Genomic DNA, 18,405 nt, shown 5'->3' on the forward strand with positions numbered 1-18,405 from the left:
AGGATTATTCTCTCGTCTTGAGCGCTGTGACAAGTTCCAGATTGTCGGCATCTCTCTTGACCAGCCAACCAGAGCAAATGGCCGCCAGCACAACAGAAAGACCCGCCAAGCCAAAGCTGCGCGGAGAAAAGGTGACAGGAATTTGATAAAGGTCCGTTGAATAACCATTGGCAATGGCAAAGGTTAGAAAATATCCAACCAATCCTCCAACAGGCAAGGCAACAAGAGTTACGACGGCAAGCTCTCCTAACAATACAAAAGCCGTCTCACCTTTGCTAAGGCCTATTACGCGCAGACTTGCCAGATCACGCTCGCGCTCGGCAAAACCGATGCGTGCAGCGTTATATACAATGCCAAAAGTGATAATGGCGGCAATGGCGATCATGATGAAACGGGTCGAACCGGAGCCTTCATTCAGCATTTTTACAAAAGAGTCCCGCGCCTCGGATTTGACCGAAACACCAGCAACACCAGGCATGGCTTTCAAGGACCGATAGATGTTCTCTTGTTTTGAAGCATCGATGGTCAGGAAGGCTGTTGAGATTCTGTCAGGTTCTGACAAGACCCGATTAAGTGCGGATAATTCCATATAGGCAGGAGAACCTATCAGGCTCTGTGCGAGCCCTGCTACTGGAATATCGAGCTTGGGTTGCCGTCCTTCGCGAATTTCCAGAGTAAGTATATCGCCGGGGCGAATATCCAGTTTTTTGGCCAAAGCTGTCGAGAGGATCAGTCCATCCTGTCTCAAGTAAACAGGAGACAGATCTCGCTTGAGTGCGCGATTGAGGCGCGGCGAGGCAATATATCCTTGCACGGCCCCACGGCTGGTCTTGACCCCGTTTCGAAAAATAACGGAAACGGCACGGGCGGGCTCCACTGATGTGACCCCATCCAGTTTCGACAATTGAAGAGCAGCATTTTCATGCACTGGATGAATGAATGTTACAGTGACATCCGAGCGGTCCAGAACATCAAAAGTCAGTTCGATCGTGCGGTCAAATCCAGCGAGAAGCGATATCATGGCAACGGACAGTGCCATGCCCGTCGCAATGCCGACCATGGATCCCAGCATCCGTCCAGGCGCGCGCGTCAGGCGTCGCAAAACCATGCGGCTGGGTTGATCCAGCATTTGACTGAACCTTGCACCCCATTGACCTCTTTTGCTGTAATCAGGTGGAGTAGGAGGACGCATGGCTTCTGAGGGTGTCAGGGCAAAAACGGCGCGCAGAACCAAAAGTCCTCCAAGAGAAGCCGCAAAAATGCTGACACCAAGACCGATGACAAAACTTGACGGGTCTAGCTGAAAGACGAGTGCAGGAAATTTGAAATAGACAAGATAGAGCTCCATCATGCCTCGTCCGGCAGCAATCCCAAGAATGCAGCCAATCAGAGCACCAAAGCATGCAATGACCAGTACCAGTTTCAGATAATGCAGGCCAACTTCCCAATCATTATAGCCAAAAGCCTTGATCAGGCCGATTTGTTCCCGCTCTGCCTGAACCATGCGCGAAATCACGATATTCAGCAAAAATGCCGCAACCGCCAGAAAGATTGGTGGTACGCTTTTGCTTGCGTCACGCATGCTGGTAATTTCCTGAGTGGTGAAATGGTCGGATATCTGATCAGATCGCCCATAGGCACCAAGTCCACCATAGGGTTTGAGCACCAGATCCACTGCTTCGATGACAGCGGCCTCGCGGGCCTGCAATCCAATGGAAATCAAAACATCATTAAAGGCACCGCGCATGTCAAAGGCAGCAGCAAGGGCGGTATTGCTCATCCAGAAAACGCCAAAGCGTTTGTCTTCGCTAAACAATTCGCCTGGAGGAACGCTATAGAGAAATTCTGGAGATTGGACCAGACCGACGATGGCCAATTGGCGGCGATTGCCATTCATGGTCACTGATAAATAATCTCCGGGTAGCAGATCATGAGCGTGGGCAAAACTGCGTAGGAGCAGGATTTCATCCGGTTGATCTGCATCCACGAGGCGTCCGTCGGTCAAAAGAGGAACATTGAGGCGTGGCAAATGCAGATCTGGCAATGATAAAGCTTGTGCCCTGATAGGAACAGCCTGACTGGGCATGTTGATCAGAGCTGAGCCGGCCACACGTCCTTCAACAACTGAAATGCCGGGAATGGCACGCAAGTCTCTCAGAACAGAAGCGGGAGCGCGTTTGAGCGAGGTAAAAACATCTGCAAAATGATTGCGTTCATAATAGGCTCGTTGGGTCTCTGTCAGCGATGTTACCACACCACTCATCATGACGAGCAACATGACACCAACTGCAATGACAGCAGCAATCGCAAGCGATTGTACCTTCATGCGGTTGAGATCTCGCCATAATTTTTGGTTCAGAACACTCATGATGCTACCAGACAATATCTTCCGGATTGGCACGGTGCTCATTCAGTTCAATTTTACCAATCGCGCCATCTGAGAAATGAATGATCCTGTGTGCCATGCTAGCCGTATCTGCCGCATGTGTCACAATAAGCACTGATGAGCCGATTTCTTCGTTCACACGCTTCAGAACACCTAAAATGCTGCGTCCTGTCTGGCTATCCAATGCTCCCGTGGGTTCGTCGCAAAACAGAACTGTTGGCTTCTTGGCGATAGCTCTGGCAATGGCAACTCGCTGTTGTTCACCGCCAGACAATTGAGCCGGAAAATGCGATTGTCGGTGATCCAGTCCAACAAGTTCAAGTGCTTTCTTCGGATCCATGGGATGATCAGCAATCTCGGTGACCAACTGGACATTCTCGAGCGCGGTCAGGCTGGGCATGAGGTTATAGAATTGAAAGACAAATCCTACATGATCACGGCGATACCGGGTAAGGTCGGCATCATCCATTTCACTCAAGCTCTGATTTCCGAACCAGACATCACCATTGCTGCCCCGATCCAACCCTCCGAGAATATTGAGCAAGGTTGATTTGCCACTTCCCGATGCGCCGAGCAGAACTACAATCTCGGCTGGTGGAATATCCAGATTTACCCCACGTAGCGCATGAACTGCCGCCTCTCCCTCGCCATAAATCTTCTCCAGATTTCTGGTGCGAAAAACCATCTGCGGGTCAGATGCTGGACCTTGTGAAGCAGAAGTCTGGCCGGACATGGAAGAGGCTCTCCGATCTGGGTGGTTTTTGAAGCAATCAGTTAAAGCTAGATTTAGTTTGGGTACATGATAGCAAAATTGCTTTGAGAGAGGTCATGTGCTTAGAGCAATTACGCGCGTTGATAGAATAGGGGATGGATTACACGATACCAAGCGTTACACTGAGTACGACTGCAAAGGCAAGGTTTGAAGATCTTGAATGAATCTCAGGTCTGGATAACAAAAGCAATAGTGTGGAGGAAAGTATGAAAATTATATGGTTGGGACATGCCAGTTTTCGGCTGGAACTGGCGGGTAAGGTCTTGTTGATTGATCCCTGGTTGGCAGGCAATCCAATGCTGACCGAAGATCAATATGAAGCTGCTACAAAGGGCACAACCCACATCCTGCTGACACACGGTCATTTCGACCATTCTGATGATGTTCTGGACCTCACCAAGAAATTGGGGGCAACGCTGGTTGGTCAGTTCGATCTGCTTTCTTATTGGAGTGAAAAAGAAAGCATCGAGGTTGTTGCTTTCAATAAAGGTGGCACTGTTGATCTGGGTGATATTGCTGTCACCATGGTCAATGCGGTCCACTCTTCTTCTCTCATGAGTGAAGATGGTCCCAAATGTGCAGGTAGTGAATGCGGTTATATGATAGCGACCCAAGATCACGTTATCTATGTTTCCGGTGATACCGATGTAACAACTGATATGGGCATTTTCAACGATTTGCATGCGCCGGATATTGGTATTTTGGCAGCAGGTGGTCATTTCACTATGGATATGGAAAGGGCGACTTATGCGGCAAAGAAGTTCTTCAACTTCAAAACCATCATTCCTTGTCACTATCGGACCTTCCCAATCCTGGAACAATCGGCTCAAGTCATGAAGGATGGACTACCGGAAGTGGATGTGATCGAGCCGGAAGTGATGCAACCAATTCGAATAGACTGAATATATTCAATTGAATGTCATGAAAGCTTCAAATGAAGAGGGCATGATCCCGGCAAGCCATCTTTTCGGGATCATGCTGTTATGTCTACTTACTCACCACGTCAAATGGAAATTCTCGCTCAGGTGCGGGAAAATGGTACGGCAGGCATTGACTATCTCTCCCGTGAGTTTGCAGTTTCTACGCAGACTATTCGTCGTGACGTCAATCAGCTGTGTGAGTTTGGTGAGTTGAGACGAGTTCGGGGAGGCGTCACACTGCCACCTCCCAAATCACACACTCAATTGAGCATCAATGCGACACACCTCTCAGGAAAATATCACGAACTGGCTTCAAGAGTAGCATCACATATTCCGGATCATTCCTCTCTTGCAATCGTCTCATCGCCCTTGATGATTTTGGTAATTCAGGCATTAAGGGAAAAATCAGGCCTTAAAATTTTCACCAACGACTTGACTGTAGCATTATTGGCATCGCACCAAAAGGATTGGCAAATCGTAATTGCTGGTGGTCTTGTTGTCAGTCCAAAATCAGAAGAAGCCCCCCTTCAGGCCAAACCGGTCAGTGGCTCGAAAATTGCCGATTTTTTTTCTCGTTTTGAAGCTGACTTCGGATTGATACAGGCGACGGCAATCTCGCCTCAAGGAATGTTGCTGGAAACAGCGGAAGAAGAAGCAGAGATCATTCAAACAGTTCTATCTCACGCAAACAACGGGTTGCTATTGTTGGATTCGGATCAGTTGGATCGATCTGCCCATGTCAGAGCAGCAGATCTGAATCAGATAGATCGAATTTTCAGCAATAAGACACATGACAATCCGACAAAAGATATCAACTCAGTTATGTCTCAACCGGCATGCAACGACAGATCTAGCAGATTTGTGAGCTTATATTGATGGAATGAGATAGTCGGGCTTGATTCCGCTGGAGGCAATATAGTCATTGATATCATGGCCTTTGAACAGACCATGGTCAGTGACGAGAATACCTGTCCAGCCACAAGCTTGTGCGCCAAGAATATCGGTATGCAAGGTATCCCCCAACATTGCAATACGGCTTGGATCTGCATTGTTCTTGTCGCCCAACCGCTCGTGAATATGATCATAGACACTTCCATAGGGCTTGCCATGAAATTTCAAGGATAGGTTTGGCAAGGCATCTTGCAAATCGTGGGCGAAGTAGCCGGGCTCCAAACTCAAGCCATCCTCTCGAGGGGCAACCAGATCAGGATTGGCGACCACAACAGGGCGAGGATTTGCCGCCAGACTGTGCAACAGCATGGTTTGCTTCATTCGTGACCATCCTGCGGATGATAAGAAGAGGAAACCATCGACCCGGTCATAATCGGCACCATCGATGCCCAATGCACTATTGGGCAGGGTAAGTTGACCGGCATGATAATCTTCCGGTCCGATGACACCCCAATGTCCGACATCGGCATAATCATCAAGATGCATTTCGCATACTGCGCGGCTGGATATCAACTCTTCAGGTCTGAAATCAAAACCAAGTTTTTGAAATTTTTCAATTGTTTGCGGAAATGTGAAAGAAGCAGCATTGGTCAGGACGAACAACGTCTTACCCATATCTCGTAAAGCGTCAATGCGCTCACGTGCTCCGGGAATAGGGGTCTCTCCTACATTCAAAACGCCAAATGCATCAAAGACAAATACATCAAATTTGTCCGCCAATGCACCAAGGTTCGGAGCTTCAATGTACTTTTCCGCCTGAGATTGCCTTTGATTGTAAGAAGAAGAGGAGGAAGCATCCTGTCCAATATATCCGGGCAAGCGAGCACGAATGGCCTCATATCGTGCAAAAGCGTCCTGAGTGGAAAGGGCAGGATACATGGTAGCTCCTCTTCTTCAATTCTCTATCTATATATGAGTGAGAAATCTAATCACCCGAATCTAAAGTTCGTCACATTGGCCAATGAGCACCCACCACACTAGCGCTGGTCTTCCGGCAACCAATGATAGCCTTGTTCCAATAGCAGCCTTTGGACGCGGGAAGGATAGTCCGAAATGATGCCATCCACGCCCAATTTGATCATGGCCAGAATGTCTTCGGTCTCATTCACGGTCCAGGCATTGACCTTCAGACCAAGTGAATGGGCCTTGTTCAACTGCCCCTGATCCAGATCCTTGAAAAAGCTGCCCCAAATTGGAATGCCAGCTTTTGCAATCATGGTCGGGATGCATCCGTTGGCGGCGATATAATCCGAACTGCCAATCCACGGAGAACCATCATAGATAGTCCCTTTGATGCCTTTGCCCCCATCGGGAATATCCGGTTTCTGCAAAGTCAGGCAAGCGCGTTGAACATGAGGAGCCAGCTTGGTCAATTCTTCCATCAAAGCCCAGTCAAAGCTTTGCAGCAAAACCTGATCTTCAAAGTCATGATCTTTGATCAGTTTGACCAGTTTTTGGGCAACATCCTTGACGCGATCCTGATGGCGAGAGAGACTTGCCTCGCTCTTGATCTCGATATTGAGGATCTCATCACCCACTCCGACATCCTTGAGCAGATTGATGACCTCTTCCAGTGACGGAATGGTGACATCACTCATGAAGGCTTGATCGGGAAAACGTGACGCATATTCACTTCCCGCTTTCAGTCCGCCAACATCATAACGTTTGATATGCTCTTGTGTCAGTGAGATGACTTCATGATCGTCATCCAGCCAGACGCCTTGCTCGTCACGAGTGCCGTGCTTGGCAAGTGTCAGGTCATGGGTAGCCATGAAAACATCATCGCTGGACAATTGGATATCAAGTTCAAGGATCTTGACCCCGATACCCAGAACGTAGGCAAAGCCTTCCAAGGTGTTTTCAGGCAATATACCACGTGCACCACGGTGACCATGAATTTCGATCACCCGTCGAGCGTCATTTTGCAAATTTTCAGTCATGGACCAAAACTTTCAAATCGCGCCTAGTTCACGCGTTGGGTGGTTTCTGGGTCGAACAGATGCACATTGGCTGGGTCAACGGACAGGCCGATAGAGGTGCCACGATCCAGTTTTTGAATCCCATCAAGACGTACAGAAATCTGTTCTTCGGTATTCAGTAATGTGCCATGAACAATGGTATCCGCCCCCAATTGCTCAACCACGTCAACGGTGACTGTGAACTGGGCGTCATGGCTGCCTGAGAGATGCAGATGTTCTGGGCGCGCGCCAGCCTTGAGGGTCTTGCCAGCCTGATTTTCGGCACCGCAAGCTACCGGGATCACCTCGTTATTGGCGAGGGAGACACTCTGGCCATCGCTGCCGCAAACGCCATCGAGAATATTCATCGCAGGAGAGCCAATGAAACCTGCCACAAACAAGGTCTGTGGTTTGTCATAAAGATCAATCGGTGTGCCGAATTGCTCAACATTACCACCGTTCAGAACCATCAAACGGTGACCAAGTGTCATGGCCTCTACCTGATCGTGGGTCACATAAACGGAAGTAATACCCAAGCGTTCCTGCAACTTCTTGATTTCAAGCCGCATCTGGACACGCAGCTTGGCATCCAGGTTGGAAAGTGGTTCATCAAACAAGAAGACGCTTGGTTCGCGAACGATGGCGCGACCCATGGCGACACGTTGACGTTGACCGCCCGAAAGTTGACGTGGAGCGCGTTGCAGATAAGGGCTCAGCTCCAGAATTTTTGCAGCTTCTTCTACCCGGCGTTTGATCTCATCCTTAGGTAGGCCGCGAATTTTCAGACCATAGGACATGTTGTCAAATACGCTCATATGCGGATAAAGCGCGTAATTCTGGAACACCATCGCGATGTCACGTTGGGAAGGTTCGAGATTATTGACGATCTGATCCCCGATACGAATATTGCCTTCTGTCACGGTTTCAAGACCCGCAATCATTCGAAGAAGGGTGGACTTACCACAGCCGGATGGTCCGACGATGACGACGAACTCGCCTGCTTCAATTTCTCCGTCAATGCCATGAATGACCTGGGTCTGACCATAGGCCTTACGGATATGTTCGAGTGCAATTTTAGCCATTGCTTATACCTGTCTAATTCTATGCGCACTGGCGCTTATTTCTCGGTTTCCGTCAGGCCTTTGACGAATAGTTTCTGCATTCCGATCACAACAAAGACCGGGGGAACCATGGCGAGCAGTGCGGTCATCATGATGATGTTCCATTGCGGAGATTGCTCGGCTGCTTCCAGCATCTGCTTGATGCTCATCACGATTGTGGTCATGGAGGTATCGGTCGTGACCAGAAGAGGCCACAGATACTGGTTCCAACCAAAGATGAACATGATGACAAAAAGAGCTGCGATATTGGTGCGCGACAGGGGAAGCAGAATGTCCCAGAAGAAGCGCAACGGTCCGGCTCCATCAATTCGCGCACTTTCCAAAAGTTCGTCTGGAATGGTCAAAAAGACCTGTCGGAACATGAAGGTTGCGGTTGCAGAGGCGATCAACGGAATGGACAATCCCCAATAGCTGTTCAGCATGCCCAGATTGGCTACGACCTCGAAGGTTGGCAGGATGCGAACCTCTACTGGTAACATCAAGGTAATGAAAATCATCCAGAAGAAGGTCATCCGGAACGGGAATTTGAAATAGACGATGGCAAAAGCGGAGATCAGGGAAATGCCGATCTTTCCAATGGAAATCATCAAGGCCATGGCCAGACTGTTCAAAAGCATCAACCAAACTGGTGCATTCTCTGTACCGCTGAGGCCTGCTCCAAACAGGGTGCGTTCCAAGTTAACGAAAAATTGGTCACCCGGCCAGAGAGGCAAGGGGGTCTGAACCATGCGGATTTCGTCATGGGTCGAGGCTACAAAGGTGATCCAGATTGGCAGTGCAATAATCAGGATACCCAAGATAAGCATCGCATGCGTGAAAAAGGTCACGATTGGTCTGTTCTCAATCATTAATATTCGACCTTTCTTTCAACATAGCGGAACTGAACTACGGTCATGACGATTACGATGAACATCAAAATGACGGACTGTGCTGCGGAACCACCAAGGTCAAGACCGACGAAACCATCATTGAACACCTTGTAAACAAGGATGGTTGTGGAGTTGGCCGGGCCACCCTGGGTCACCGCATGGACGATGCCGAAGGTTTCGAAGAAGGCATAAACCACATTGATCACCAGCAGGAAGAAAGTCGTCGGCGAGATCAACGGGAAGATAATGGTGGAGAATCGTTTGATCGGTCCCGCGCCATCTATGGCAGCAGCTTCTATCACGGATTTCGGAATGGACTGCATGGCAGCCAGATAAAACAGGAAATTATAGGCAACCTGTTTCCAGGCTGCTGCCATAATTACCAGAGCCATTGCTTGGGAACCATTGAGATAATGGTTCCAGTCAATGCCAAAGAAACGCAGGAAATACGGGAAAATGCCCAAGGTCGGGTTGAACATGAAGACCCAGAGTGCACCAGCCAGAACTGGCGCAATTGCATATGGCCAGATCAACAGCGTGCGGTAAAAGGTTGCCCCTCTGACAACGCGGTCGGCAAAGCCTGCCAAAACCAGTGCGAAGGACATGGACAGAAACGCGACAGCTGCCGAGAAAAAGGCTGTGCGCCAGAAACTGTCGATATAATGACTATCTTCAAACAGAAGCTCGAAATTTTCGAACCATACAAATTCGGAACCCAGACCAAAGGCATCTTCAATCAGAAAGGACTGATAGAGTGCCTGACTAGCGGGCCAGATAAAAAACACAATTGTAATAAGGATTTGCGGCGCCACCAATAAATAGGGAAGGGGTGACGCGGGAAAATGTACGCGCTTTATCATGAAGGGCTCCAGATATGCAGGAGCACCCCGGCGCAAGCAGCGCCAGGATGCGTTATTCAGATAGCGAGCTTATTTGGCAGAGCGCTCGAATTTACGCAGCAACGCATCACCACGCTTCTTGGCATCATCCAGAGCGGTTTTTGCATCCTTGGAGCCGTTCCAGAGCGCTTCCATCTCTTCGTTGATGATGTCACGAACCTGAACGAAGCTACCGAACCGCAGACCGCGAGAAGCAGCAGTTGGCGTGTTCAGGCTCAGCTGCTGAATAGCAGTATCCGTGCCCGGGTTCTTGTCGTAGAAACCTTGTTTCTTGGACAGTTCGTAAGCAGGAGTGGTGATCGGAACATAGCCGGTTTCCTGATGCCACCAAGCCTGTACTTCTGGAGAAGACAGGTAGGTCATGAATTTGGCCACGCCTTTATATTCTTCACTCTCATGGCCTTGCAGAACCCAAAGAGTTGCACCGCCGATGATGGAGTTCTGTGGCTTGTCAGCAACCTTGGTATCCAGAGGCAACATGGTCTGACCGAATTCGAATTTGGCCTGACCCTTGATGGAGCCATAGTAAGCGGAAGAGTTCATCCACATGCCGCATTCACCATTGGTGAACAATGGCAAGGAGTCACCACGACGACCGCCATAGACAAAGGATTTGTCTTTGGACATGGCAGCAATATCGTCGAGACGGTTTGCAACCTTGTCATTGTTGAAGGTGAACTCGGTGTCAAAACCGGCAAAGCCATTTTCCTTGGTGCCCATTTCAATATTATGCCATGCGGAGAAGTTCTCGATCATGACCCAGGACTGCCAACCGAACGACAGGCCACATTTCATGCCGCTGTCGACAAGCTTCTTGGAAACAGCTTTCACATCGTCCCAGGTTTTAGGAACATCAGCACCAGCCTTTTTCAGGGCGTCTTTGTTGTACCACAGAACCGGAGTGGAGCTGTTGAACGGCATGGAGAGCAGTTCGCCTTCAGGGGTCTGATAGTAAGAGATCACTGCAGGCAGGTATTGGGATTTGTCGAAAGCTTCGCCAGAGTCGGCCATTAGTTTTTCAACTGGATATACGGCGCCTTTGGCAGCCATCATTGTTGCAGTGCCAACCTCAAAGACCTGCACGATATGTGGTTGCTGTTTCGCACGGAAAGCAGCAATCGCGGCAGTCATGGTTTCGGTGTAGTTGCCTTTGTAGACAGGTACAATTTTATAGTCAGACTGGGTTGCGTTGAAATCATTGGCGATTTTGTTGACGCGTTCACCATTGGTGCCGCCCATTGCGTGCCACCACTGAACTTCGGTAGCAGCCAATGCAGGAGAAACGAGACCGGCGAGCATGCTGGCTCCCAGCAGACATGCAACTTTGCGAGACATTTTCATCTTCATTGTCCTTTGCTCATTCGAGACAAATGTAAATTCACTCTCCCCCCAGAAATGTCTTTCGCTAGTGTTCAATTGGCAGCTTCCAATTGATCAAAGGCGGGGAGGTTAATCTCATCAACCATCCCGCAGTTGGCTTGCGCAGGAGAGAAGCGCTTTAGCCAGGCACATGTCCTTGGCCAGCCATACCAGACAGTCACAAGCTTATTAGGTGAGAAAAATAATTCAAATGAATTTTTTTCGCAATCGTCATAACATTGTGTTATAGAAGCGGGAAGTTGTAAAGATTCAAGAAGATACCTTTGGGAATAAGTCGGGAGATTTCGACCAATGCTTCAAGTCAGACAATTGGAAGCCTTCCGTGCAGTGGCGCTCACAGGCAATGTTACCCTTGCTGGTCAACAACTTGGCATCTCTCAACCCGCTGTGAGCAGGTTGATCAATTCATTAGTCCAGAGCCTTGGGTTTCCTGTTCTGGTGCGTGAAGGCGGGCGGCTGGTACCCACGCATGAGGCGCGTTTCCTTCTTGATGAAATTGATCGTGTCATGGCCGGCTTGCGCAACATCGAACAGATGTCCAAAGAGATCCATGAACGTAAGGTTGGCCATGTTCGCGTTGCCTGCCTTCCTGGTTTTGCGACTACCCATCTTCCTGGCATCATCGCTCAGTTTTTGAAGGAACGCCCTGGCGTTACCTTGGCACTGGAACCTGATCGTCCTGAGAGGATCCTCGATTGGATTATCTCGCAACAATATGACTTGGGTATTACAGCCGACTATCACGATCATCCGGTGATTGAATCAATTCCGCTCATGATGCGAACGGTTGCGATACTGCCCCTCAATCATCGATTGAAAGACAAAGAACAAATCACCCCCAGGGACCTGGATGGAGAACCTTTCATCCATACAAGACGAGCCAGCAGATTTTTCAATCTGGTCAAAACAGCCTTTGAATCCTCTGGTGCAAGGCTGAACTCATTGATTGAAACACGGCAGTTTGGTGCTGCGTGCAGGATTGTTGCCAATGGAGTAGGGGTGAGCGTAGTCTCTATTATTGATGCTCTGGAATATGAGAAGGAAGGTTTGATCATCAAACCTTTTTCTCCGGTGATCCCACATGAAGTACATATTCTCTATCCAACTCACACTCCGCGCTCCATGGTTACCATGGAATTCATTGATATGTTTGTGAGCAGTCTGGATGATTATCAGGTCCGAACGACCAGAAAATAGCGGTGCTCCACGATCGTCACGAAGCCGAGGAAAAAGCGGATGCAATTGGATTATGACCTTTGGCAAATTATTGCGATAATCCTGACATATTTGTCAGCTGCATTTGCGAAAGGTATTTCTGGTCTTGGCTTTTCAACTATGTGCCTGCCATTCCTTGCAATGACAGTGGGTCTCAAAGACGCTCTGTCGTTGGTGATCATTCCTTCCGTCTTGGCCAATCTCATTATCATGCATGGTGCTGGTCAGTTCACGCAAACCATACAGCGGTTTCATCTGATGTTGCTGGCGACGATCCCTGGACTATTGATTGGTCTTTGGATTTTGGACGTTATTGATGGTGGCATGGCTGGAGCTCTACTTGGTGGTATTCTGATCATCTGGTGTCTGGTTTCCTTTGCGAAGCCTGATTTCCGCTTGAAACCTTCTTTGGAAAATCCGTTAGGTGTCATCAGTGGCTTTCTGACCGGCGTCGTGAATGGGCTAACCGGATCTCAAGTCATGCCTTCTTTACCTTACCTGATGGCTCTCGGGTTGAACCGTCAGATGTTTGTACAGGCAATGAACTGTAGTTTCACGCTCTCGAGCTTCGTTATGGCTTTGGGTTTGATGAAGTTGGACTTGTTTTCAATAGATGCGGTTCTAGTCTCACTTATTGGAACATTCTTTGCATTCCTCGGTCTTAAGCTTGGGGAGAGCTATCGAAGCCGCCTATCCACCGAGATGTTTAGACGAACAGTTCTTGTGATGCTTTCAATGATGGGCGCTAGCTTGATCATACGAACGATCTTTTAATCGGTAGACAATATTAAAAATCAGCAATGAAGTTGCAACTTAATTGCAACTGGATTGACGTTGATCAAAATTTGATTGTAAGTTTCATATTATAAGACATAGCCAAGGCCTGACCAGCCCACATTCCTTCATCGAGGACCATAATAACGTTGATTTTCCAAGGAGATCATCATGATCACTCGTCGGTCCTTGCTCGGCTATACTTCATCCATCATCGGCTCTAGTCTGCTTTTGGGGGCGGGCAGTTCTATTGCAACTGCAGCCAATGCTGCCAGTGCGCTAACCCTTTATGGGCCTCCAGTTGGGCCATCTGTCACGCTGGCCTATATGGCCAAACAGGGTTTGCTGAGCAAAGCTGCAGGCGGTACGGTTGATTTCGAAATCTATAAATCCCCTGATGTATTGCGCGCCAATTTTGTTTCTGGTGATTGGAAACTGGCGGTCACTCCATCTTATGTCGCTGCCAATCTGGCCAACAAAGGCCTTCCGGTAAAAATGCTCAACATCATGACGTGGGGCATGCTCTATGTTCTGAGTTTTGATGAAGCCATCAAAAAGCCGGAAGATCTGGTGGGCGAGACTGTAGGCATGTTCTTCCGCAATGATATGCCGGATCTGGTCTTTGGCAGAGTGATGGAAGAAAAAGGGCTGAAGGTCGGAACCGACTATAAACTCCACTATGTTGGTACTCCGTTTGAAGCTCTGCAATTGCTGCTGTCTGGCCGTATCAAACATTGCGTTCTGCCTGAGCCTGCAGCGACTGCAGGCATGGTCAAAGGTAAGAAGTTAGGCAAAAAGCTGTATCGCTCGCTGGATCTGGCCAAGGAGTGGGCATCTGTGACTGGTGGGGAAGGGCGCTTCCCAATGGCAGGCGCCATGGTGCATCAGGATTTGCTGGATAAGAATCCGGCACTGATCGAAGAATTCCAGAAACAGGCTATGGAAGGCACCAAATGGGTACAGGGCAATCCCATGGAAGCGGCCAAGGTTGCGGCCGAGACCATGCCTCTGCCGGCACCTGTCATCGCCAAATCTATTCCTCATACGCACCTGACCATGGAGCGGGCTAGCGATATCCGCAATGAGCTTGAAACCTTCTATGGTCTGCTGGCTGAAAAGAACCCGGCCATCATTGGCGGCAAGCTGCCTGACGCCAGCTTCTATCTGTAATCTGGCAAGGGAGGGGGAGCGAGCATGATAGCGAAAACCGGCTCATTCATTGCCCGGATCTGGTCCGGCTGGGGAACTTTGGCTGGGGTCTTCATGATCATTGCATTGTGGCAAGTTGGTTATGAGAGCTTCGGCGCGCTCGTTCTTCCTGATCCCCTACAGTCCTTCTCACAATTGTTGACGATCTTTCAGCAATCCGAAGGGCTGGACTATATCGCCATTACTGCCCGTAGAGCCATGATCGGCTTTGCATTGGCCAGTTTGATTGGTGCTTGCATCGGTTTGCTTGCAGGATGGTCCAATACATTGGCCATCCTGTGCCGCCCATTTCTGACTGTCATGCTGGGCGTGCCGCCCATTGCTTGGATCGTGCTGGCGCTTCTCTGGTTCGGCGGCAGCGATGGTACGCCTGTCTTTACTGTTTTCATTTCCACTGTGCCCTTGGTTTTCGCCGGAGCTTTGCAAGGCATCCGAATGCGGGATGCTACATTGGATGAGATGGCAGATAGCTTCGAAATTCCCTGGTGGGACAAGGTTTGGCATGTCCAGATCCCACAAGTCATCTCTTACTTGTTCCCAGCTTGGGCTACTGCACTCGGTCTCAGCTGGAAGGTGGTTGTTATGGCAGAGCTTCTCTCATCCAGCGAAGGTATTGGTGCAGGCCTGGCAGAGGCGAGAGTGAATATCGATACCGTCACCACCATGTCCTGGATCGTTGCTGTTGTTGGCCTGTTGCTGTTTCTGGAAGGCTTCTTTCTCAATCCCATAAAAGAGCATGTGGAGGGTTGGAGAAATGATGTTTGACCCTGGAAGACTAGAGACAGCGCAGGATGTTTCATCGCCCGATCCTGTTTTGAAAGTCAAAATAACTGATCATCGCTACCATCCGTTGCAACAAGTGCTTGATGAATGTGCACTCGGTATCAATAAAGGTGAGATTGTCAGTCTTATTGGGCCCTCGGGCTGTGGCAAGTCAACATTTCTTAAAATTGCTGCCGGGCTGTTGGAGCCAAGCGAAGGCAAAGTGGTGAGCAAGACAAAAGATAGTGCTGTCCTGTTTCAGGAGCATCGTCTTTTGCCTTGGAAGACATTGATCGACAATATGAGCTTCGGCTTCAGAGGGCGCACAATCCCTTCCGATGAGAAAGCAAGGCGTCTCAGAAAAGCCGCCCAGATCATGGGTTTTTCCGACGAAGATATGGTGAAATATCCATCCGAACTGTCAGGTGGAATGCGTCAGCGTGCGGCTCTTGCCCGTGCTCTGATGATAGAACCGGACTTACTCTTTCTGGATGAACCATTCAGTGCCTTGGATATTGGCAGACGCCGGGAAATGTATCGCTTGCTGCTTGGTGAAGTGCGTCAACGAAATTGCACAGTTTTGATGGTGACCCATGATGTGTTTGAAGCGCTTTCCTTGAGTGACCGCGTCATTATCATGTCTCCCGACCCAGGGGCGTTCTTGAAAGAAATCAAGGTCAGTATCCCTTTGGAAGAGCGCACACGCCATATGGTCGCGGATCTGGAAGCAGAATTGCTGTGTGATAGCGAAGTAGCGGAATTGTTCAGAATGCATGATTGGGATCAGGTACTATGAGTGAAGGTATCCTGCAGCCAACGGAGCAGCCACAAGAGCAGATACGATTCATTGATCATCCGGTTTTCTCTGATGGTTTTCGGGTTTTCTTCCCGCTTGCAGCACTCAGCGCCCTTGGTCTTATCCTTTTTTGGGGATTGAGCTTATCCGGTTTGATCTCGATTGAGGCTTCACTAAGTCCACTGGCCTTGCATCGCTATGACATGATCTTTGGTTTTCTGGTTGCAGCTATGGCAGGCTTTCTGACCACGGCTGTACCATCCTGGAGCAAAACATCTCCAGTGGCTGGCTGGGAGTTATTTGGATTGGGGCTCCTTTGGTTGGCGGGTAGATTTGCTTTCTGGGGGTCTGATTGGGTGCCAGTATGGCTTGCCTTCAGTTTGCACTTTGCGTTTTTGATTGCACTGGCAATCCGCATTTTGCCACCGCTTTGGACTGCCAAAATGCGTCATCTGATCTGGCCTGTAATTCTGCTGGCTATAGCACAAGGCATTAGTGTGGTCGGATATGTGTCTGATGGCATCGTGATAAACGCGCAATGGGTATTGAGCTTTGATACCGGCCTTGCAATGGCCGAAGGGGCTTTCGCCATCATGGTGCTTACCGCTCTTGCTCCAATTTCGACGGTTATTGTCAATCATGCGCTGGATCAGCGCGATGATGGTGTGAAGTTCATTCCGCGTCCCCCATTTCGCCGCGCTGCTATGCTCTGCCTTGGTCTTTATACGCTGGCGCGTATGGGGCAGGCATCAGATGGATTGCAAGGATGGTTGGCATTGGCGGCAAGCTGCTCTGTTCTCAATATCCTTCAGGACTGGCATATGAAAGGGGCTTTGGGTACAAGCTTTTCCAAAAGTCTCTACTTGGTCTATTGGTTCCTGGCTGTCGGATTGGCATTACAAGGCCTAAGTCTATTGGAATTGGTACCTGTAGAGGCTCTGGTTGCCGGGCGGCATATGCTCTTCATTGGTGGTTTCTCACTGGCAACTCTGATGGTCCTGATTATTGCTGGGACCCGACATACCGGACGCAGTCTTGCTCCATACCCGCTATTCATCGCATCTATCCTGACTTTGGTCATGGCCTGCGTCGCACGATCAGTGTTACCGCTTGTCTTGCCGGATATCGATTGGATGATGCTCGCATGGATCTGTTTTGCTTTAAGCTTTGCCTTTTATCTGAGGCAAATTACGCCATGGATTTTGGCGGAGAATGTGAATGACTGACAACACCCGAAAATTCTCAACTGATGCGCTCTTTTCCTTAGGCTTTAGACCGTTTTATCTGGCAGGTGCATTCTACGCAGCGGCAAGTCTTCTCATTTGGGTGGCCTATCTATTCGATTTTGTGGAACTTCAGGGCCCGTTTGAAGGATCGCTATGGCATGCCCATGAGCTGATTTTTGGTTTTGCCGTTGCCATTCTGGTCGGTTTCCTCTTCACTGCCGTTCGCAACTGGAGTGGCCTGCCAACGCCCAATGGCAAAGCTCTGGCGGCCTTGCTTTTGCTCTGGGCAATAGCACGGATCATGCTGATTTTTGATGCCGGCCCTTGGGTGCCAATTATCGATCTTCTTTTCCTGCCATTGGCGGCATTGGGTATCGCAGTGCCTTTGATTAGAAGTGGTAACAAACGAAACTATTTCACATTTCTGCTGATGCTTTTATTGGCACTGGCCAACGGTGCCTTTTATGCCATCGCCTATGACTGGATTTCAGTAGACCCGAATACGGTCTTTTTGATTGCACTGGATGTGTTTGCCATCTTCATTACGGTGATTGGCGGGCGGATTATCCCGCTCTTTTGCAATAATGCTACAGGAAGCAAACGAGCACAGCGTCACCAAAATCTGGAATATGCCATTGTCACGGGCATGGTTCTGTTGCTGCTCAGTGATCTTGCCTGGGGGCTTACAGATGATTGGGCTATGCCAAGAGCAGGGTTTCTGCTTGCACTAGGATTGCTTCATTGCACCAAAGTTGCTCTTTGGAGACCTCAAATCACCTTGGCAAATCCTATGCTATGGATTTTGCCTCTTGCCTATAGCTGGTTGCCCATTGCATTGCTGTTGCGTGCGGCCTCATTAGCAGGGGCACCGATAGATCAAATTCTTGCGTTGCATGCCTTAACGGTTGGCTCCATGGGTGGCATGATGTTGGCTATGATGACACGGTCTGCATTAGGGCATACTGGACGGCAAATTATCGCCAGCAAAGTAGAGACCTTCATCTTCATTTTCGTCACATTGGGGGCGATGGTTCGAGTTTTCGGCCCCATCGTCATGCCTCAGCTCTACTTGCTTGAAATAGCAATCTCCGCCATTTTCTGGAGCCTTGCCTTTGGCCTCTTCTTTGTCAGTTATTGGAAAATTCTGACTCGCCCACGCGCGTGACC

The 18,405-nt window shown here is 49.3% G+C and carries 17 protein-coding genes; 9 read left to right on the top strand and 8 right to left on the bottom strand.

Features of this window, described 5'->3' with window-relative positions:
* Positions 1 to 4 precede the first annotated feature (4 nt).
* Positions 5 to 2,368 (bottom strand): ABC transporter permease, encoded by a 2,364-nt coding sequence (locus CRO57_RS02635; protein WP_097151842.1) that lies wholly within the window; start codon positions 2,366 to 2,368, stop codon positions 5 to 7.
* A 4-nt stretch (positions 2,369 to 2,372) separates the two neighbouring features.
* The gene (locus tag CRO57_RS02640) at positions 2,373 to 3,119 is read right to left on the bottom strand and encodes an ABC transporter ATP-binding protein (RefSeq protein WP_170955921.1); all 747 of its coding nucleotides are present in this window, start codon (positions 3,117 to 3,119) and stop codon (positions 2,373 to 2,375) included.
* 245 nt (positions 3,120 to 3,364) lie between these two features.
* On the opposite strand from CRO57_RS02640, the gene CRO57_RS02645 reads away from it, so the two are divergent.
* Together CRO57_RS02645 and CRO57_RS02650 are read left to right on the top strand one after the other, a co-directional pair.
* Positions 3,365 to 4,060: a metal-dependent hydrolase gene (locus CRO57_RS02645; RefSeq protein ID WP_097151843.1), complete on the top strand. Its 696-nt coding sequence runs from the start codon at positions 3,365 to 3,367 to the stop codon at positions 4,058 to 4,060.
* Between the two features lie 105 nt (positions 4,061 to 4,165).
* Positions 4,166 to 4,954, top strand: coding sequence for a DeoR family transcriptional regulator (locus tag CRO57_RS02650; RefSeq protein ID WP_170955922.1), 789 nt, complete (start codon positions 4,166 to 4,168; stop codon positions 4,952 to 4,954).
* On the opposite strand, the gene CRO57_RS02655 is transcribed toward CRO57_RS02650, so the two are convergent.
* The 6 genes from CRO57_RS02655 to ugpB form a co-directional block, all read right to left on the bottom strand.
* The gene (locus CRO57_RS02655; protein ID WP_097151845.1) at positions 4,946 to 5,908 is read right to left on the bottom strand and encodes an HAD-IIA family hydrolase; all 963 of its coding nucleotides are present in this window, start codon (positions 5,906 to 5,908) and stop codon (positions 4,946 to 4,948) included. The genes CRO57_RS02650 and CRO57_RS02655 overlap by 9 nt on opposite strands.
* Before the next feature lie 98 nt (positions 5,909 to 6,006).
* Positions 6,007 to 6,969 carry a glycerophosphodiester phosphodiesterase family protein gene (locus tag CRO57_RS02660; protein ID WP_097151846.1) on the bottom strand — a complete coding sequence of 321 codons (963 nt, stop codon included), beginning with the start codon at positions 6,967 to 6,969 and terminating at the stop codon, positions 6,007 to 6,009.
* Between the two features lie 23 nt (positions 6,970 to 6,992).
* Positions 6,993 to 8,069 (bottom strand): sn-glycerol-3-phosphate import ATP-binding protein UgpC, encoded by a 1,077-nt coding sequence (locus CRO57_RS02665; protein ID WP_097151847.1) that lies wholly within the window; start codon positions 8,067 to 8,069, stop codon positions 6,993 to 6,995.
* 35 nt (positions 8,070 to 8,104) lie between these two features.
* Complete coding sequence (ugpE, locus tag CRO57_RS02670; protein ID WP_097151848.1) at positions 8,105 to 8,956, bottom strand: sn-glycerol-3-phosphate ABC transporter permease UgpE; 852 nt, start codon at positions 8,954 to 8,956, stop codon at positions 8,105 to 8,107.
* Entirely contained in the window at positions 8,956 to 9,837 is an 882-nt protein-coding gene (gene ugpA / locus CRO57_RS02675) for a sn-glycerol-3-phosphate ABC transporter permease UgpA (RefSeq protein ID WP_097151849.1), read from the bottom strand. The genes ugpE and ugpA overlap by 1 nt, the downstream gene beginning before the upstream one ends.
* A 69-nt stretch (positions 9,838 to 9,906) precedes the next feature.
* Complete coding sequence (gene ugpB / locus CRO57_RS02680; RefSeq protein WP_097153159.1) at positions 9,907 to 11,217, bottom strand: sn-glycerol-3-phosphate ABC transporter substrate-binding protein UgpB; 1,311 nt, start codon at positions 11,215 to 11,217, stop codon at positions 9,907 to 9,909.
* Positions 11,218 to 11,547: 330 nt separating this feature from the next.
* Here ugpB and CRO57_RS02685 point away from each other — a divergent pair, with 330 nt between their 5' ends.
* The 7 genes from CRO57_RS02685 to CRO57_RS02715 all read left to right on the top strand — a co-directional run bounded on the left by CRO57_RS02685 (position 11,548) and on the right by CRO57_RS02715 (position 18,403).
* On the top strand, positions 11,548 to 12,453 hold the full coding sequence (locus tag CRO57_RS02685) for a LysR substrate-binding domain-containing protein (RefSeq protein ID WP_097151850.1): 906 nt from the start codon (positions 11,548 to 11,550) through the stop codon (positions 12,451 to 12,453).
* Positions 12,454 to 12,492: 39 nt separating this feature from the next.
* Positions 12,493 to 13,245, top strand: a complete 753-nt coding sequence (locus CRO57_RS02690) for a sulfite exporter TauE/SafE family protein (protein WP_097151851.1) — start codon at positions 12,493 to 12,495, stop codon at positions 13,243 to 13,245.
* Between the two features lie 171 nt (positions 13,246 to 13,416).
* Positions 13,417 to 14,415, top strand: coding sequence for an ABC transporter substrate-binding protein (locus CRO57_RS02695; RefSeq protein WP_097151852.1), 999 nt, complete (start codon positions 13,417 to 13,419; stop codon positions 14,413 to 14,415).
* 24 nt (positions 14,416 to 14,439) lie between these two features.
* On the top strand, positions 14,440 to 15,219 hold the full coding sequence (locus CRO57_RS02700; RefSeq protein WP_097151853.1) for an ABC transporter permease: 780 nt from the start codon (positions 14,440 to 14,442) through the stop codon (positions 15,217 to 15,219).
* Positions 15,209 to 16,012: an ABC transporter ATP-binding protein gene (locus tag CRO57_RS02705; protein WP_097151854.1), complete on the top strand. Its 804-nt coding sequence runs from the start codon at positions 15,209 to 15,211 to the stop codon at positions 16,010 to 16,012. The genes CRO57_RS02700 and CRO57_RS02705 overlap by 11 nt, the downstream gene beginning before the upstream one ends.
* Positions 16,009 to 17,238 carry an NnrS family protein gene (locus tag CRO57_RS02710; RefSeq protein WP_097151855.1) on the top strand — a complete coding sequence of 410 codons (1,230 nt, stop codon included), beginning with the start codon at positions 16,009 to 16,011 and terminating at the stop codon, positions 17,236 to 17,238. The genes CRO57_RS02705 and CRO57_RS02710 overlap by 4 nt, the downstream gene beginning before the upstream one ends.
* A complete protein-coding gene (locus tag CRO57_RS02715) occupies positions 17,231 to 18,403 on the top strand; it encodes an NnrS family protein (RefSeq protein WP_097151856.1) in 1,173 nt (390 codons plus the stop codon). Before CRO57_RS02710 ends, CRO57_RS02715 begins: the two co-directional genes overlap by 8 nt.
* The last annotated feature ends 2 nt before the right edge of the window (positions 18,404 to 18,405 follow it).

Source organism: Cohaesibacter gelatinilyticus, assembly GCF_900215605.1.
Taxonomy (GTDB): Bacteria; Pseudomonadota; Alphaproteobacteria; order Rhizobiales; family Cohaesibacteraceae; genus Cohaesibacter; species Cohaesibacter gelatinilyticus.

Coding starts and splice junctions, on each gene's coding strand:
- CRO57_RS02655 (WP_097151845.1), bottom strand. CDS start 5,908: ATGTATCCTGCCCTTTCCACTCAGGACGCTTTTGCACGATATGAGGCC.
- CRO57_RS02700 (WP_097151853.1), top strand. CDS start 14,440: ATGATAGCGAAAACCGGCTCATTCATTGCCCGGATCTGGTCCGGCTGG.
- CRO57_RS02660 (WP_097151846.1), bottom strand. CDS start 6,969: ATGACTGAAAATTTGCAAAATGACGCTCGACGGGTGATCGAAATTCAT.
- CRO57_RS02640 (WP_170955921.1), bottom strand. CDS start 3,119: ATGTCCGGCCAGACTTCTGCTTCACAAGGTCCAGCATCTGACCCGCAG.
- CRO57_RS02690 (WP_097151851.1), top strand. CDS start 12,493: ATGCAATTGGATTATGACCTTTGGCAAATTATTGCGATAATCCTGACA.
- CRO57_RS02645 (WP_097151843.1), top strand. CDS start 3,365: ATGAAAATTATATGGTTGGGACATGCCAGTTTTCGGCTGGAACTGGCG.
- ugpA (WP_097151849.1), bottom strand. CDS start 9,837: ATGATAAAGCGCGTACATTTTCCCGCGTCACCCCTTCCCTATTTATTG.
- CRO57_RS02715 (WP_097151856.1), top strand. CDS start 17,231: ATGACTGACAACACCCGAAAATTCTCAACTGATGCGCTCTTTTCCTTA.
- CRO57_RS02695 (WP_097151852.1), top strand. CDS start 13,417: ATGATCACTCGTCGGTCCTTGCTCGGCTATACTTCATCCATCATCGGC.
- CRO57_RS02650 (WP_170955922.1), top strand. CDS start 4,166: ATGGAAATTCTCGCTCAGGTGCGGGAAAATGGTACGGCAGGCATTGAC.
- ugpB (WP_097153159.1), bottom strand. CDS start 11,217: ATGAAAATGTCTCGCAAAGTTGCATGTCTGCTGGGAGCCAGCATGCTC.
- CRO57_RS02665 (WP_097151847.1), bottom strand. CDS start 8,069: ATGGCTAAAATTGCACTCGAACATATCCGTAAGGCCTATGGTCAGACC.
- CRO57_RS02710 (WP_097151855.1), top strand. CDS start 16,009: ATGAGTGAAGGTATCCTGCAGCCAACGGAGCAGCCACAAGAGCAGATA.
- CRO57_RS02705 (WP_097151854.1), top strand. CDS start 15,209: ATGATGTTTGACCCTGGAAGACTAGAGACAGCGCAGGATGTTTCATCG.
- CRO57_RS02635 (WP_097151842.1), bottom strand. CDS start 2,368: ATGAGTGTTCTGAACCAAAAATTATGGCGAGATCTCAACCGCATGAAG.
- ugpE (WP_097151848.1), bottom strand. CDS start 8,956: ATGATTGAGAACAGACCAATCGTGACCTTTTTCACGCATGCGATGCTT.
- CRO57_RS02685 (WP_097151850.1), top strand. CDS start 11,548: ATGCTTCAAGTCAGACAATTGGAAGCCTTCCGTGCAGTGGCGCTCACA.